This is a genomic window from Pygmaiobacter massiliensis, assembly GCF_900199435.1.
Taxonomy (GTDB): Bacteria; Bacillota; Clostridia; order Oscillospirales; family Ruminococcaceae; genus Pygmaiobacter; species Pygmaiobacter massiliensis.
On record NZ_OAML01000003.1, the window covers coordinates 827,694 to 843,554 of the forward strand.

Below are 15,861 nucleotides of genomic sequence, written 5' to 3' on the forward strand. Positions count from 1 at the left end.
TGAAGTCAAAAGGCGCACGGCAAAACCCTCTGGGTGTCCTGTGCGCCTTTTGCTTTTCGCTGATACCACCAAGAAAGGAGGACCTCTGCCATGGTAAAGATTGTTCAAGTCTATGGCGGTATGTTGATGACGGCTATGGGGCAGACATTGCTGCTTGCGCTGTTATCGCTATTTTTCGCATCTATCCTTGGGCTTGTTTTCGGCATGTTGAAAGTAGTGCCGAATAAAGTATGTAATTTTATTGGTATGGTGTATGTGGACGCGATTCGCGGATGGCCGCTTATCGTACTCGCATTTTTTGTTTATTTTACCTTTCCGGCATTTGTACAGGGGCTGGGCTATCGCAGCTTTCGCCTTACGAGTTTGCAGGCCGGAACCATTGCGCTTGCACTGAACTGCGGCGCATATATGGCTGAAATTATCCGCGCCGGTATTCAAAGCGTAGACGGCGGTCAGATGGAGGCTGCACGAAGTCTGGGGCTTCCTTACATTACAAGCATGCGCAAAGTAGTGTTGCCGCAAGCGGTGCGTACCATGATACCCAGTATCATCAACCAGTTTATCATCACTTTAAAAGATACGTCGATTTTATCCGCGATCGGGTTTCCCGAGCTGACCAATGCCACAAAAACCATTGTGGCCAATACGATGAATACCCAAGGATGGATGGTAGCCGGGCTGATGTATATGGTAGTAATTATATTGCTTAGTAAGCTGTCAGGCTACATAGAAAGAAGGGTAAGGTATGCACAGTAATGTGAAAATTTCGGTGCAAGGTCTGAAAAAGAGCTTTGAAAAGCTGGAAGTGCTGAAGAATATTACGCTGGATATCACCGAAGGGGAAGTGGTAGTGCTGTTGGGCCCATCTGGCAGCGGTAAATCGACTTTTCTTCGCTGCCTCAACCAGCTGGAAACCGTTACCGATGGCACCATACTGGTAGACGACACCGACATCACCGCAAAGCACACAGATATGAATCAGGTACGTGAAAGTGTAGGGATGGTTTTTCAGCACTTCAATCTCTTTCATCATCTCACGGTATTAGAGAATATGACTCTTGCTCCGGTGCAGCTGAAAAAAGCAAATCGGCATCAGGCAGAGCAAACCGCCTTGCAGTTGTTGCAGCGGGTAGGCCTTGCAGATAAAGCGACAGTGCGCCCAGCACAACTTTCCGGTGGACAAAAACAGCGTGTGGCAATTGCCCGTGCGCTTTGTATGCAGCCCGACATTATGCTTTTTGATGAGCCAACCAGCGCGCTCGATCCCGAAATGGTGGGTGAAGTGCTGGCTGTTATGAAAAATCTGGCACGCGCGGGCATGACGATGGTGGTAGTAACTCATGAAATCGGCTTTGCGCGCGAAGTGGCAGACCGAGTGATTTTTATGGAAGGCGGGTATATTATAGAGCAGGGCGCCGCAAAAGAAGTGATTGATCATCCCCATGAGCCACGCACTGTCGACTTTTTAAGTAAAGTACTGTAAGTGTGGTATACTAAAATAAACCCTCTTACCTTATATAATAACAAAAAGCGCCAGCACTGCAAAGTACCGGCGCTTTTTTATGATGCGTTTATCAGATAATATGGGATTTATCTGATCTGACTCAACATTGTAGAGGTTTGTTGAGGCGGATTACTTTTTGTGCAGGTAGAGGCATCTGTAAACAAACACATATCTAATAGGCTTTTCTACTTTTCCAAACATTGCTCTTTGCGTGCTGCCAAGCGATATTGCAGCGGCGTGCAGCCTTTTTCACGGCGGAAAGAATCCGTATAATGGCTCTGGCTACCGAACCCGACTTCCGCGGCAATTTGCGCAATGCTGTGTTCGGTTTCGCGCAGCAATCGGGCACTCTGCTCAATACGGTATTGAATCAAATATTGAAACAGCGTTTGCCCAGTGGCTTTGCGAAAATAGCGACTGCACTCGCTGCGGCTGAGCCCGGCCTTTTTTGCAAGCTCGGCAAGAGTCAGCGGCTGCGCGTAGTGCTGCTCTATAAAACCTAAAATTAGCTTTAGTCGAAGGGAAGCGTCGCTTTGCCCAGCATCCGGCAAAGGCAACAGCGCAACCAGTACAGCCCAAATCTCCAAAAGTTCTGCGCGGCAGCGCAGCTCAAACCCGCAGGGCTGGCTTTGGCAAAGCTGCCACAGGTGTAAAAGCCTGTGCAAAATGTCTTGTTGTGCAGGTGCTTCAGGGCGTAGCTCAAAGCCGGAAATACCGCCGTTTTCTAAAACTGGGGCGAAATAACGTGACCAAAGCAGTTCGTCATCAGCCGAGCAAAGGGTGTGCAGCGGCAGATCAATGCAAAGGAAAACCGCCTCGTCACAGTCTAACGGAAACGAGCGGTGCACAATCCCAGAGTTGATCCAAAGCCCACCACCTTCGTGGACAAAAAAGCGATGTTTTTCCAGCTGAAATTCTACACTGCCGGACAAAACCATGCAAAACTGCGTTTCAATATGCCAATGCCAGTTGACCGAATCATAAGCGCCTTGCCTGAATTCCATTAAGTAGGCACTGAATCCCAGGCCTTTTACTGGCTGGGGCACCAACTCTTGCTGGTTGCTCAGAAGGTGCAGCGGCACCGGGCAGGTGTTGTTTTTCATCCGATACTCCTTAAATACGCAATATTCTGATAAATTTTTGGGACTATTATGATATACTTTGCTGCTTTTTCTCAATATACTAAAATTAACAAGAAAAAGCAATAAGGGGTAACTACAAATGGATGCCAGAGCAAAACGAGGAACTTTATGCGGCATACTCGGCGCTGTTTTTTGGGGCGTTTCAGGGGTGTGCAGCCAATTTTTATTTCAGCACTACACGGTGGATTCCATCTGGCTTACCGTAGTGCGTATGCTTTCCGCAGGTGCCATTCTTTTGGCAGTTGCGCTGGTGCAGCAAAAAAAAGCGGCATTTGCAGTGCTTAAGCAGCCAAAAGAGCTGGCGCACCTTGTGCTGTTTGCGATTGGCGGTTTGCTGCTGTGCCAGTTTTCTTACCTTACAGCCATCCAGCATTCCAACTCGGGCACCGCCACAGTGCTGCAAAATATCAGCATCGTCATGGTGGCGGTGTTTGTAAGTTGCAAAAACCGCAAGATGCCGCCGCCGGTGCAAATCTTTTCGGTAGGGCTTGCACTTGTGGGCGTTTTTTTGATTGCGACACAGGGCGACCCGCGCAATATGTCGCTTTCTGCCCGCGGGCTTTTTTGGGGTATCGTTTCGGCCGTTGGTGCTTCCAGTTACTCTTTGCTTTCCGACGGATTGGTAGATCGCTGGAGCAGTGTCACGGTATCCGGCTATGGCATGCTGATGGGTGGCCTTGCACTCTTGGCTTTTACAGGCGCATGGGGCTGGCCTGCCGGATTTGACATGACCGCGGCACTGCTGGTTTGCGGTATCGTTTTACTGGGCACTGTGGGCGCATTTTCTTTGTTTTTGCAGTGCATTCGAGATATTGGCCCCGTAAAAGCAACACTTTTTGCCTGTATTGAACCGGTGACGGCAACGGCACTTTCCGCTTTTCTTTTGGGCTCGGTATTTACCTTTGCAGACTTGATTGGATTTGCCTGCATCTTATCTACCGTATTTTTGCTTACGCTGAAAAAAGAGCGCAAAAAAACCCCAGCAGCGGAATGAGCATAGCGCATTTTAATTTAGCTTTAATAATGCAGCTACGCACGGCTGCAAAAGCGAGGATTTCCATGTGATAGTGATCACGACGGTTCGCCTTGTATTACATTAAATAAGTTCACTCCATTTTACCCCGGCGCCCCAAACCCAGCGGACTTTCCCTCTGCTGAATTTGGGGCGCTGTGTGGCTTTTGAAAAAGTAATTTTCATTTAAAAAGACACTATCACTATCTTTTTAAAGCAGAGTGCAATTTTTTGATTTATGGGTTAGTGAAACCTTTTCTGCGAGGTGATTGTGTAAAAAAGCAAGGGCTGAAATTGTAGGGTACTACAAAGTTAGGGCTTTTCTATTGACAGGGCTTTGCCGTCTGCCTATAATGAAGCCAAATAAAGACACAATTGAATCACCGCTGCTTCATTGCTACAATCATAAGGTCACTCTTATGTTTCAAAAATGAAAACCAGCAAGGACAAAGCCCCATGCTTTGCCTTGGCTGGTTTTTTTATTTTTACCCGGCAGTGCGGCAAACCAAGAAAGGAGGCCTAGACCTAGCAAAAACAGAATCGGCCGACAGAATGTTAATAAGGGGGAGAGGCCGCATACTTCACTATGCTTTGTTGAGGTGAATCGGTAAAATGCTTTTATAAAAAATAAAAATCTCACCAATATTCACAAAAAGAGTAACAAAGTATTGACAAAAAGTGGAATTAATTTCTATAATTAAAGTGTTGAAACAAACATTGGCAGGGAGGGCACGACATGGAACCAGAAACCTTATACATTGTAGGGGAGTCGCGCACTAACCTGGATAATGCAATTACCAAGATGTATGGCTCTTTTTATATTGCGTTTGAGCTGGAGGCGCAGACTGGGAAGGTAGTTGATCTGGGCTGCACCCATTCGCTGGAGATTACCGAGCGTTTTCTGCGCAAGATATTTATGGGCCATTCCCTCGAAACCGATTATAATGAGCTGGAAAGAGAATTGACCAGGCGATACTATGGCTCTTCGCAAAAAGCGGTGCTCGCTTCGATGAAGGATGCCTATAAAAAGTACCAGTTTGCGAAACTAAAATTGAATACTTTATAAGCTGCTTCTTTTTGGGGGATATACACAATATATCACAGTACAAAACGAAAACCAGCAAAGACCGGAACCTATTTCTGGCCTTTGTTGGTTTTTTGCTTTTTTGGAGGATAAAACGGTGAATTACAAGCAATGGATTGAGGAATCTGCACCTGATTTGATAGAGAGTCTGCGCGGCTGTGTACAAATTCGCAGCGTATATGAAGAGGATGGCTCCGGCTTTCCTTTTGGGCGCGGAGTGCAGGATTGTTTAAACTATATGTTGAGCCTCGCGGCCGAGATGGGATTTGCCACCTACAACCTGGATAACCATTTGGGGTGGTGCGAGTGGGGCGAAGGCGAAGAAATGGTTGCCGTGCTGGGGCATTTAGATGTTGTGCCGGAAGGGGATGGCTGGCAGATGCCCCCCTATGAAGGCAGGGTGCAGGACGGCAAAATTTACGGCCGCGGCACGATGGACGACAAGGGCCCCACAGTTGCTGCGCTATATGCCCTGAAAGCACTGAAAGAAAGCGGCGCAAAACCGACAAAGCGGATTCGGCTGATTTTTGGACTGAATGAAGAAAACGGCAGCGCCGATATGAAGTACTATGCGCAGAAAGGGCAGCAAACACCGGTATTTGGTTTTACGCCAGACGGAGAATACCCGGTCATCAACGGTGAAAAAGGACTTGTAAATGCTGCTTTTCGCTGCCGGTACGCCCAGCCGGGCGATTTGGTTTTAACCTACATAAAAGGTGGCACAGCACACAATATTGTGCCGGCAGAAGCAATTGTCTGGCTGCAGTGTCCGCCCAAGCTGGCCGAGCAAATTTTACAGCGGCCGCAAACAGCAGAAATCTGCCGCAGTCGTACCGCAACAGGTATAGAAATTAAGGCGCTGGGCAAGGGCGCACACGGCGGTACCCCGCAAGAGGGAATCAACGCCATTGGGCTTTTGATGCAGGAACTGCAAGCCCTGCCGCTTGCACCGGAGCTTGCCGCAAAAGTGAATTTCATGGCCGCGCGCATTGGCACCGAGTATGACGGTGCATCGCTGGGAATTGCCCAGAAGGACGAAATATCGGGGCCGCTGACCTTGAACCTTGGCACTGTGGAAGGCGGTGAAAATGGGTTTGAGGTGAAGGTGAACTATCGTTATCCTGTTACCAAAAGCTTTGAAGATTGCGGCCCTGCGCTGGAACAGCAGTTTGCGGAAGCTGGGTTTGAAAAGACCTGGTTTTCGCATAAAAAAAGCTTGTACCTGCCGCCAGAGAGTGAGCTGATTCAAAAGCTAACCCGCGTTTACCACGAGTGCACCGGGCTTGAGGCTACGCCCAAAGCCATCGGCGGCGGCACCTATGCCAAGATGATGCCCAACACTGTGGCGTTTGGCCCCATCTTCCCGGGGGACGAGGTACGCGAGCACAAACCCGATGAATTCATCGAGGTAACACGACTTATCGAAAACGCAAAAATTATCGCAGCTGCGATGTACGAATTGGCAAAATGAGAAAAGAGGGTTTACAATGAAAATTACTGAAGTAAGGCTCGGGAAAATTTCGGTGCCGCTGCGTGTACCATTTAAAACAGCACTGCGCACCGTATCCAGTGTCGAGGACGTCATTGTCGAGATTCATACCGACACCGGCGCGGTGGGCTATGGCGAAGCACCTCCTACCGGTGCGGTTACCGGTGACACCACCGGTGCAATTTTGGGTGCGCTGAAAGACCATATCATCAAAACGCTGGTAGGCCGCGATGTGGACGATTTTGAAGATGTAATGAAAGCGTTAAACAGCTGTGTGCTGAAAAATACCAGCGCAAAAGCAGCTGCTGATATGGCACTTTGGGACCTTTATGGCCAGCTTTACAAAATTCCTGTTTACAAGATGCTCGGCGGCAGTCGCAACAAAATCATCACCGATATCACCATCAGCGTCAATGACCCGGAGGAGATGGCACGAGATGCAGTAGATGCCATTGCGCGCGGATATGAAACACTGAAAATCAAAGTCGGTGCAAACCCGGAGCTGGACGTGGCCCGCTTGGTTGCAATCCGGAATGCCATTGGCAGCAAGCCCTGCATTCGTATTGACGCCAACCAGGGCTGGACACCGAAACAGGCTGTCCGGCTGCTAAACCAGATGCAGGACAAAGGGCTTGATATCGAGTTTGTAGAACAGCCGGTGAAAGCGCATGATTTTGAGGGACTGAAATACGTTACTGAGCGCTCTTACGTGCCGGTGCTTGCAGACGAAAGTGTGTTTTCGCCCGAGGATGCGATGACAATTATGCAGATGGGTGCGGCAGACCTTATCAACATCAAGCTGATGAAATGCGGCGGCATTTATAATGCGTTGAAAATTGCTTCTGCCGCCGAAGTTTACGGCGTGGAGTGCATGATTGGCTGTATGCTGGAGGCGAAAGTCAGCGTCAACGCCGCTGTACATCTCGCCTGCGCAAAACAGATTATCACCAAAATTGACCTTGACGGCCCAGTGCTTTGCAGCGAAGACCCCATCATTGGCGGCGCTGTGTTCAACGAGCGGGAAATTACCGTTTCGGATGCACCCGGCCTTGGCATTACCGGTATTACCGGCCTGCGTTATTTAGACTGAGCTGAAAAGCTCTGAAAAGAAATAAAAAGGAAGGGGGAGTAGAAGGTCAGGCTTTTTGCTGGGTGTGGGCAAGGGGCTACATGACAAAAGAGAGGGGACACCGCAACCTTAAAAAATATAAAAAAGGAGCGAGAATTATGATTACCAACGGCTTTACCTACATAGCATTCCTAATGTTTTTGGCTGGCGCGTTGCTGGCTGCGGAAAAGTACACCAGGTGGAAAGGGTTCGAGTACGTTCCGCCACTGGTGTGGATCTATGTGTTGAATATGATTTTTTGCACCATGGGCATGTATCAATCAGAGGCCTGTTCTGCAGTTTACTCTGCGCTGAAAAACAACCTGCTGTATGCAATGATCTTTGTTATGCTGCTGCGGTGCGATTTCCGCAAGCTGGCAAAACTGGGCGGGCGCATGTTGGCTATCTTCCTCGGCGGCGCTGCCTCTATTCTAATTGGGTTTATTGTGGCCTTTGTTATCTTTAAAGGCACACTTGGCGGCGGCGAAACCATCTGGGGCGCAATGGCGGCACTCTGCGCATCTTGGATTGGCGGCAGCGCCAATATGGCAGCGATGCAGGCGGCCTTCCCAGTTGACCCGGGTGCATACGGCTGCGCGCTTGCAGTAGATACTGTGTACTACTCTTTGTGGATTGCACTGCTGCTGATTGCTGTGCGCTTCTCGGGCAAGTGGGACAAAGCAGTAAAAGCAGATACCACCAAACTGCAGGCGGTTGCAGATGCTGCAAATGCTGAGGTTGCAAAGGACAAGAAAAAAGCAACCAGCGCAGACTGGATTTTCCTCATCGGCCTTTCGCTCATTGTCTCCGCACTCTCGCAGTGGGTTGGCGCAACCCTCAACTCGGCACTTTCTTCTGTCGGCGTAAGCGTATTTGATAAAGGCACGCTGACTACCGTATTTGTGACGGTGCTGGGCCTGGTATGTGCACTGACTCCGCTGGGCAAGCTGCCTGCTGTGGAAGAACTTTCGAACGTTTACCTGTATGCGGTTGTTTCGTTGCTTGCTTCCACCGCAACCCTTGTAGACCTTATTTCTGCTCCGATGTGGATCGTCGCCGGTTTGTTCGTGCTCGTCATCCACACACTTGCAATGTTTCTGCTTGCCAAAGCGTTCCATTGGGACTTGTGCATGGTTTCGACCGCTTCGCTTGCTAACATTGGCGGCAGCGCTTCTGCCCCGATTGTGGCTTCGGCATACGATCCTTCGTATGCCGGCATCGGCGTACTAATGGGCGTCTTCGGCGCAGCCATCGGTAACTTCTGCGGCCTTGCGGCAGGCTACATTATGCAGGCGCTCATTTAACCCGGTTTTACAAACAGCATTGATTTTTGGTATCCCTTCTTCTATGATGGAAGAAGGGATATTTATTTTTACAAGAAAAGTTAAAGGAGCATAAAATGAACATCAACGATAATTTTCGTTTTCTCTGCATGGGCTTGCCAGACGACATCCGCCGCAAAAAAGAATGCGGAGATTTTGATGGAGCAGTACGGCTCATAGATAAAAAGCTGGCAGAAGGCAAGCTGCCGGAAGCGCTTTGCCGCAGCTTAACGGTTCAGCGTGAGATATTGCTTCGGCTCCCGCAAGATTACCCTTACTCTCGCGCCGCGGCAATTGCACAAATACAAAGCAAAATTGCAGATTTTACCGAAACCGAATTTGACTCTTTGGTCGAAGAGGGGCGCATAGACTGGATTTATGTCCAGGGGCAGCAGCACTTTTTTAGCCGCTTTTTCGCGTCTCTTTGTAAAACCGACCACGTTTTTGCAGCGCGTGCCGGAGAGCCGTGGGACGAGGGAACTGTAAGCCCGCGCGAAGTAGCTGTAAAACTTGTAAAAGAGAAGGGCGAAGTTTCTGCACGGGTGCGTTGCCGTGCAGAGCTGCACATCAAAGAAGAAGCTTTTGTAAGGGGCGAAAAGGTGCGCGCCTGCCTTCCGCTACCGGTGGCCTGTGATAGCCAAAATGATATTTGCATCGAGTATGCCAACCCCAAGCCAAGCTGCATTACGCCGGAAAATTCGCCCCAGCGTGTAATTTACTGGGAGCAGACAATGCAAGAGAATACGCCGTTCACCGTTGAGTTTTCTTATACCCGCACTGCAAAATACCATGATTTAGAGAACCCCGCAACTACCAGCGAACGCCCGGATTTTGATACCGAAGAGGTAGCTCCTCACATTATGTTTACGCCGTACCTGCGCGCGCTCACTGCCGAGCTGACCGACGGGGTAGAACAGCCGCTGGAAAAAGCGAGAAAAATCTACGATTACATCACCAAAAACGTGACCTACGCATTTCAGCCCGCCTATTTTGGAATAGAGAATATTGCGGAAGGCTGCGCGCGCAACCTGCGTGGCGACTGCGGTGTTATGGCGCTGCTTTTCATTACGCTTTGCCGCTGTGCAGGGGTGCCTGCCCGCTGGGAGAGTGGCTGGTATGTAGAACCGGACTCTAGCGGAGCGCACGACTGGGCGCAATTTTATGCAGCGCCCTACGGGTGGCTTTATGCCGACACCTCGTTTGGCACAGGGGCCGTACGCGCCGGCAACGAGCCGCTTCGCCGCTTTTATTTTGGCAATCTTGAGTATTACCGCATGGCTGCAAATACCGAGTTTCAGGCAGACTTCGCAGTACCGAAAGACCACTGGAGGGTAGACCCATACGACAACCAGCTGGGCGAAATTGAGTTTGCCGAGCGTGGCCTGCGCGGCGAAGAATTTGAGTGCAAGAAAGAGATTCTATCGCTGGAATTGCTGTGATAAATGTTCGCAAGAAAAAATGCTTGCCGCCCCATGAAACAATTGGGAAGGTATTTTGGCAGCAAAGCCTGGATAAAATAAGAAAAAGGCAGGAGGGTTATTATGTGTGGAAGATATCTTTTTTCTGCGGCTGGCAGCAAAGAGCTACAGGCAATCGCAGAGCAAGTTCGGCAAAAGTATGGCACTAAGGCTGCCAGCTTTACCATGCCGGAGGAGATGTACCCTTCTGTTACAGCGCCGGTGCTGGTAAGTGAAAACGGCAACGTGACCCCAGAGCTGCAAAGCTGGGGTCTGCCCGGCCTGCGCAGTGGCCTTGTAATCAATGCGCGCGCGGAAACTGTGTCTCAGCGGCCGATGTTTCGGCGCAGCTTGTTCGATCGTCGCTGTGTAATACCCACTGCGGGGTTTTATGAATGGGACGGCGCGAAGCATAAATATTATTTTCACCTGCCGCACGAGCCGGTGCTTTACCTGGCGGGCATTTATGATAATGTAAGCGGAGTCAACAGCTTTGTGATACTGACCACCGCGCCTAACGATTCGATGAAAGAAATCCACGACCGTATGCCACTGGTACTGCTGCCCGAACAGGTTGGCCCTTGGCTGACTGAGCCGGAAAAAGTATTGGAGATTTTGGCGGCAGAGCCGCCGATGCTGGTGAAAAGCCGCACCGATGGTCAGCTGGCTTTGGACGACTTGGCTTAGCGCAGCAGCGGCTATGTGCAGCGTTTAAAAGGCACAACAGCAATAACACTGACTTTTATCTGGATAATAGCAAAAATAAAAACCGCCAACCCAGCTGGGGAGGCGGTTTTATTTTGTGAAAGAATATTGATTTTGGTTAGATTCTGGCTGGCTTACAACAGCAGCCGATGTAACTAAGTTACAGCGGCGAATACCAAAGGTGGATTTGGTACCCGCTATGGAGAAGCGCCGAAGCCAGCAAAAGCATAAAGGTCACAGTGCTTATTCGTGGCAGTGATGCTCGCCGCATCCATGCTCGCCGCAGGCACCCTCGTGGTGGTGTTCGCCATGGTGGTCACATTTTGCAGCCGGGTCAAATACGAGGCGGTCAGCCAGCAATGCCTGCACGGCTTCATCTGCATCGCCGGAAGCACCACCGAAAAAGCGGATGCCAGCCTGCTGCAATGCTTTTTGTGCACCGCCGCCAATGCCGCCGCAAATCAATGTATCGACACCGAGCTTTTTCAGTACGTCTGCCAATGCACCGTGCCCACTGCCATTGGTATTTACTACGGTAGCGGTAGCTACCGCACCGTTTTGCACATCATACACTTTAAAACGCTCGGTGTGGCCAAAATGTTGAAAAATCTGTCCGTTCTCATAGGTTACTGCAATTCTCATATTAGTTTTCCTCCTTGTTGTCAGCCTGGCGGCAGCGATGCCGGCAACCGTGGCTGCAATTGCAATTGCTCGTGCTGCCATCGCACAGAATATATTCTCCGCCTGCGATTTGCAGCTCTTTGCCGCGCACAAGGCATTCTGCCAATTTGGTACGCGCACTGGTATAGATAGCCTGCGCAGTTGTGCGCGCCACATTCATCTGTGCAGCGCATTGCTCCTGGTTCATTCCTTCTAAATCAATCAATCGAATTGTTTCAAATTCATCCAAAGACATGGTGATGCTAGGCAATTCGGACGTTGGCGAATGGGTAGGGCCGAAGCGTGCACAGCGCGGCATGGCACAAATACGGCGTTGCTTACAGGGCCGGGGCATAGTTGTCACCTCATTTCTGGCATATGTCATTTATAAGTATGAGTATAGCACTTAAATGGCATATGTCAATAACTAATACGGAATTATCTTTGCTGGCGGATAAAAACAAAAAGTCACCGGGCAAAGCACGTGTTTCGCTTTGCCCGGTGACTGTTGTGATACGCCTGAAAATCAAGAAGAAAAACGTAGATAAAGTGAGTTAGCGTATCCGGAGTGATAAATTAAGCTGCCAGCGGAGTTTCTTTTCTGGCACAAACGCGCTGGAATACAATGATTGCTGCGCAAAGTGCAAGACCGATAATGCTGCTGGTGGTGTCTGCGCTGATGAGCATCAAAGCATTGATGCCAGCAATGACACGCACTACAAAATTTACTTTAGTGTAAAGGAAGCCTTCTGTTGCAACGCCAATCATAAACACGCCAACAAAAGCAGTTACACCTACCCACAGTGCGCCAAGCAGGCCAACATCGGTAAGCAGAAGGCCCTGGTTGTAAACGAACATGTAGGGCACGATGAAGCCAGCAATCGCCAGCTTTACGCTGACCCAGCCAGTTTTCATGGGGTTGCCGCCAGAGATGCCGGCTGCTGCAAAAGAAGCAAGCGCAACAGGCGGGGTGAGGTTTGCAAACATTGCAAAGTAGAAGCAGAACATGTGCGCAGCCAGATCAGGGATACCAAGCTGAATCAGTGCAGGTGCAGCAATGGTAGCGGTGATGAGGTAAGAAGGAATGCTGGGCAGACCCATACCAAGCACCATGCAGGTAATCATCGTGAAGAGCAAGGTGAGGAAAAGGCTGCTGTTGCCGATGCTGATGATTGCAGAAGCAATATTCAGCGCAAAGCCGGTGAGGCTGACAACACCAACAATGATGCCAACGCACGCGCAGCTGATCGCAACAGAAACGGTGGAGCGTGCTGCTTTTGCAAACGCATCATAAATATCTTTCAGGCTCATGCGACTAATTGGCCGAAGTTGTGCAACGGCAATGGTCAGCAAAATGGTCCAGAAAGCGATTTTCAAAACGGTCCAGCCAGAAGCAAACATCATACCAACAAGGAAGATGATAGGGATAAGCAGATGGCCGCGCTCTTTCATAACCTGGCCAATCTGGGGCAGCTGGTCGCGGGGCAGGCCAAGCATTTTGTCTTTGGTAGCGCGCAGCTGAACCTGGAACAGAATGCCAGCATAATAAACGATAGCCGGGATGATTGCCGCTTTTACAATGACAGAATATTTTACACCCAGTGTTTCTGCCATAACAAAAGCCGCTGCACCCATAATGGGTGGCATCAGCTGGCCGCCGACCGAAGAGGTGGCGACAACTGCACCGGCAAATTCATCGCTGTAACGGTTCTTCTTCATCAGAGGAATGGTGAAAGCACCGGTGGTAACAACGCAGGCAACTGCCGAGCCGTTGATCATTCCGAGCAAGCCGGAAGCGATAACGCCAACTTTTGCGGGGCCGCCTTTGGTGCCGCCGGCAATCGAAGAAGCCATATCATTAAACAGTTGGCCCATGCCGCACTTATTCATGATTTCGCCAAAGATGATGAAAAGAACGATATAAGTGGCGGCAACCTTGATGGAAGAACCATAGATGCCGTAAACGTCGGTGGTAAGGTAAGTGATGATTTTGGACCAGGAGTATCCGCGGTGTTTGAACAGGCCGGGGATATAACGGCCATACATACCGTAGACTAAGAAGATGACACTCAAAATCGGCAATGCCAGGCCGCTAATGCGGCGGGTAGCCTCGAGCACCAGCAGCACCAAAAGAGTGCCCATAACAAGGTCCATGGTCGAAATTTTAAAGCCGGTAGAGATAAATGCATCGTAACGGTAGAACACATAAAGCGGTTCTGCTACCGAAATGCCGACGAGAATCCAATCGTACCACGCAACTTTTTTGCGGGATGCTTTTTCATACATGGGGTAAAGAACAAAGCTTAAAATCAGAATCAAGCCTACATGGATGGCATGATGCTTCAGGTTGACCATCTGCATAAGGCGAATGCCGGATGCATAGGCGAGATGATACATGGTAAACAAAAAGCAGAAAAATGTCAGGCTTCTTGCGAGTGTCTGGTTCGAGAGGGTGCGTACGCGGGCGGATTTCTCGTGCTTTTCCAGAACAGCCTGTTCTTTTGCTTCGCTTATTTCACCGCAAACAGCGGTTTTCAATTCTTCAGCCAAAGCGAAACCTCCTTTGTAAAATGACTTCGCACTGCACAAAACTGTGGTGCGGCAGGTCGGAAAAATTTAAAACGGATACACCGTTAATCGAAAGGTCTTTCATATTTGTGCTCGAGGTAATCCAGTTAAAGCGCTCAAATACCGTATTGATATTATCCATGTGGACAAGGCCGTCTTCTCCCACATAGGTGGGGACGTCCATCTCTGCCGGTATGCCAGCGCCGTAGCCGGCTACTTCAATGCGGCTCAGGTTAAACTGTAAGTCTGGGGTAACCAGGTAGTATTCGTTCCAGGGGATGTGCTCGAAGGAATGAGTAAGCCGCACTGCAATTTCATCGCCCGGTGTTACAGGCGTTTTGAGAATGGTATCTCCGGTTTTTTGATACGCCACCTGTAAGCAGGGCTGTAACGGAAACAGCAGCAGGCCCAACACAAAAACAAGAGCACATGCCTCTGTGAGCGAAATTGCGTAAAGCCATTTTTTCATGGAACTACAGCACCCCGTTCTCCTGTGCCCAACCAAAACAGGGCGGAACCCCTGCGGGTTCCGCTCTGCCGGATGATGGGGCCTCGTTATTTAACAAAGCCTTTTTCTTTCCAGAAGGCTTCTGCACCAGCGTGCAGGGGAATAGCAAGATCTTCAACGCCAACATCGAGAGAGATGTTTTTGTTTGCAGCGTTGTGAGATGCTTTGATGGTGTCGATATTCTCAAAGATACCGGTCAGCATGTCATAAACCTGGTTGTCGGGGAGGTCTGCATTGCAAACGAGGATGTTGTAAACGAAAACGCCCTGTACGTCCTCTTTATTGTTATAGGTGTCTGCCGGAATGACAGTGGGTGCGTAGAACGGGTATTTCTCAACAAGGGTGTCACGGCCTGCACCGTCGATGGGCACAATGACCATATCGTAGCTGGTAGCAAGCTCAGTAACGGTGGAGTTGGGAAGGCCGGAGGTGACGAAAACTGCGTCGCACTGGCCGTTTTTCATGTTATCGATTGCTTCGCCGTAAGCGAGGTAATCGGGGGTGAAGTCGCTGTAGCTCATGCCGTAAGCCTCGACGATCATGCGAGCATTCAGCTCAACGCCGGAGTTTGCAGCGCCAACACCAACGCGTTTGCCTTTCAGGTCTTCAACGCTTTTGATGCCGGTATTTGCGGTGGTGACCAGCTGGACGTAGTTCGGCCACAGACGCATTACAGCGCGCAGATCTTTTGCGGGCTCTTTGCCGTCGTAAGCGCCGAAGCCTTCGTATGCCTGCATCACAGAATCCTGCATGGCGATAGCAATTTCAGCGTCGCCGTCGAGGATGAGCTGGATGTTCTCAGCAGAAGCAGCGGTAGCCTGTGCGGTGGTTGTATAGCCCCAATCAGAAAGTGCGGTGGCAAATGCGCCGCCGATGGGGAAGTAGATGCCGGATGTCGGGCCGGTTGCCACGGTGATAAAGGAGTCTGCACGCTCTTTGTCTGTAAGCAAAGATGTGCCTGCACCGGAAACGGTGGAAGATGCAGTGCCGGAAGAAGTGGCAGGAGCAGCCGAAGAAGCGGAAGAACCGCCGCAGGCGACCAGGCTCAAAGACAGTGCCGCTGCCATGAGCAATGCGAGTGCTTTTTTCATAAGTACTTGTTCCTTTCTTTCTACCAAAATAATTTTACTAAGGCAAAATTGATATACCGCAAAAATTTTCAGTGGGAATACTGAAAATCAAATATGTCAATTTGCCCAAAACCGAGCATTTGAAATGCATGAGTTTGGTTATAATTATTAACAATTTCTTAACAATGTCAACGAAAACTGCGTGTATGGTTAATTAAGACGCGCGAACAGT

General features: G+C 49.8%; 15 protein-coding genes. 9 read left to right on the forward strand and 6 right to left on the reverse strand.

Going from position 1 to position 15,861, the window contains the following annotated elements:
* Window positions 1-90 precede the first annotated feature (90 nt).
* Complete coding sequence (locus tag C1A11_RS08460) at window positions 91-756, forward strand: amino acid ABC transporter permease (protein WP_102050041.1); 666 nt, start codon at window positions 91-93, stop codon at window positions 754-756.
* Window positions 746-1,483 carry an amino acid ABC transporter ATP-binding protein gene (locus tag C1A11_RS08465; protein ID WP_102050042.1) on the forward strand — a complete coding sequence of 246 codons (738 nt, stop codon included), beginning with the start codon at window positions 746-748 and terminating at the stop codon, window positions 1,481-1,483. The genes C1A11_RS08460 and C1A11_RS08465 overlap by 11 nt, the downstream gene beginning before the upstream one ends.
* A gap of 206 nt (window positions 1,484-1,689) precedes the next feature.
* Here C1A11_RS08465 and C1A11_RS08470 read toward each other — a convergent pair whose 3' ends face one another.
* The gene (locus tag C1A11_RS08470) at window positions 1,690-2,607 is read right to left on the reverse strand and encodes an AraC family transcriptional regulator (protein WP_180950296.1); all 918 of its coding nucleotides are present in this window, start codon (window positions 2,605-2,607) and stop codon (window positions 1,690-1,692) included.
* Between the two features lie 118 nt (window positions 2,608-2,725).
* Between C1A11_RS08470 and C1A11_RS08475 the strand changes: the two genes are divergently transcribed.
* The 7 genes from C1A11_RS08475 to C1A11_RS08505 all read left to right on the forward strand — a co-directional run bounded on the left by C1A11_RS08475 (window position 2,726) and on the right by C1A11_RS08505 (window position 10,805).
* Entirely contained in the window at window positions 2,726-3,640 is a 915-nt protein-coding gene (locus C1A11_RS08475) for a DMT family transporter (protein ID WP_102050044.1), read from the forward strand.
* A 754-nt stretch (window positions 3,641-4,394) separates the two neighbouring features.
* A complete protein-coding gene (locus tag C1A11_RS08480) occupies window positions 4,395-4,724 on the forward strand; it encodes a DUF3870 domain-containing protein (protein WP_102050045.1) in 330 nt (109 codons plus the stop codon).
* A gap of 115 nt (window positions 4,725-4,839) precedes the next feature.
* Window positions 4,840-6,213, forward strand: a complete 1,374-nt coding sequence (pepV, locus tag C1A11_RS08485) for a dipeptidase PepV (RefSeq protein ID WP_102050046.1) — start codon at window positions 4,840-4,842, stop codon at window positions 6,211-6,213.
* Between the two features lie 16 nt (window positions 6,214-6,229).
* Window positions 6,230-7,321: a dipeptide epimerase gene (locus C1A11_RS08490; RefSeq protein ID WP_102050047.1), complete on the forward strand. Its 1,092-nt coding sequence runs from the start codon at window positions 6,230-6,232 to the stop codon at window positions 7,319-7,321.
* A 137-nt stretch (window positions 7,322-7,458) separates the two neighbouring features.
* Window positions 7,459-8,643 carry a DUF819 family protein gene (locus C1A11_RS08495; RefSeq protein WP_207653948.1) on the forward strand — a complete coding sequence of 395 codons (1,185 nt, stop codon included), beginning with the start codon at window positions 7,459-7,461 and terminating at the stop codon, window positions 8,641-8,643.
* A gap of 95 nt (window positions 8,644-8,738) precedes the next feature.
* Window positions 8,739-10,100: a transglutaminase-like domain-containing protein gene (locus C1A11_RS08500; protein ID WP_102050048.1), complete on the forward strand. Its 1,362-nt coding sequence runs from the start codon at window positions 8,739-8,741 to the stop codon at window positions 10,098-10,100.
* 102 nt (window positions 10,101-10,202) lie between these two features.
* Window positions 10,203-10,805 carry an SOS response-associated peptidase gene (locus tag C1A11_RS08505; RefSeq protein WP_102050049.1) on the forward strand — a complete coding sequence of 201 codons (603 nt, stop codon included), beginning with the start codon at window positions 10,203-10,205 and terminating at the stop codon, window positions 10,803-10,805.
* 261 nt (window positions 10,806-11,066) lie between these two features.
* Here the strand turns inward: C1A11_RS08505 and C1A11_RS08510 are convergent, their stop codons facing one another.
* The 5 genes from C1A11_RS08510 to C1A11_RS08530 form a co-directional block, all read right to left on the reverse strand.
* Entirely contained in the window at window positions 11,067-11,465 is a 399-nt protein-coding gene (locus C1A11_RS08510; RefSeq protein WP_102050050.1) for a NifB/NifX family molybdenum-iron cluster-binding protein, read from the reverse strand.
* Between the two features lies 1 nt (window position 11,466).
* On the reverse strand, window positions 11,467-11,838 hold the full coding sequence (locus tag C1A11_RS08515; protein ID WP_102050051.1) for a DUF134 domain-containing protein: 372 nt from the start codon (window positions 11,836-11,838) through the stop codon (window positions 11,467-11,469).
* A gap of 221 nt (window positions 11,839-12,059) precedes the next feature.
* Entirely contained in the window at window positions 12,060-14,033 is a 1,974-nt protein-coding gene (locus C1A11_RS08520; protein ID WP_242965886.1) for a TRAP transporter permease, read from the reverse strand.
* Entirely contained in the window at window positions 14,026-14,520 is a 495-nt protein-coding gene (locus C1A11_RS08525; RefSeq protein WP_102050053.1) for a DUF1850 domain-containing protein, read from the reverse strand. The genes C1A11_RS08520 and C1A11_RS08525 overlap by 8 nt, the downstream gene beginning before the upstream one ends.
* Before the next feature lie 86 nt (window positions 14,521-14,606).
* A complete protein-coding gene (locus tag C1A11_RS08530) occupies window positions 14,607-15,650 on the reverse strand; it encodes a TAXI family TRAP transporter solute-binding subunit (RefSeq protein WP_102050054.1) in 1,044 nt (347 codons plus the stop codon).
* Window positions 15,651-15,861: the final 211 nt, after the last annotated feature.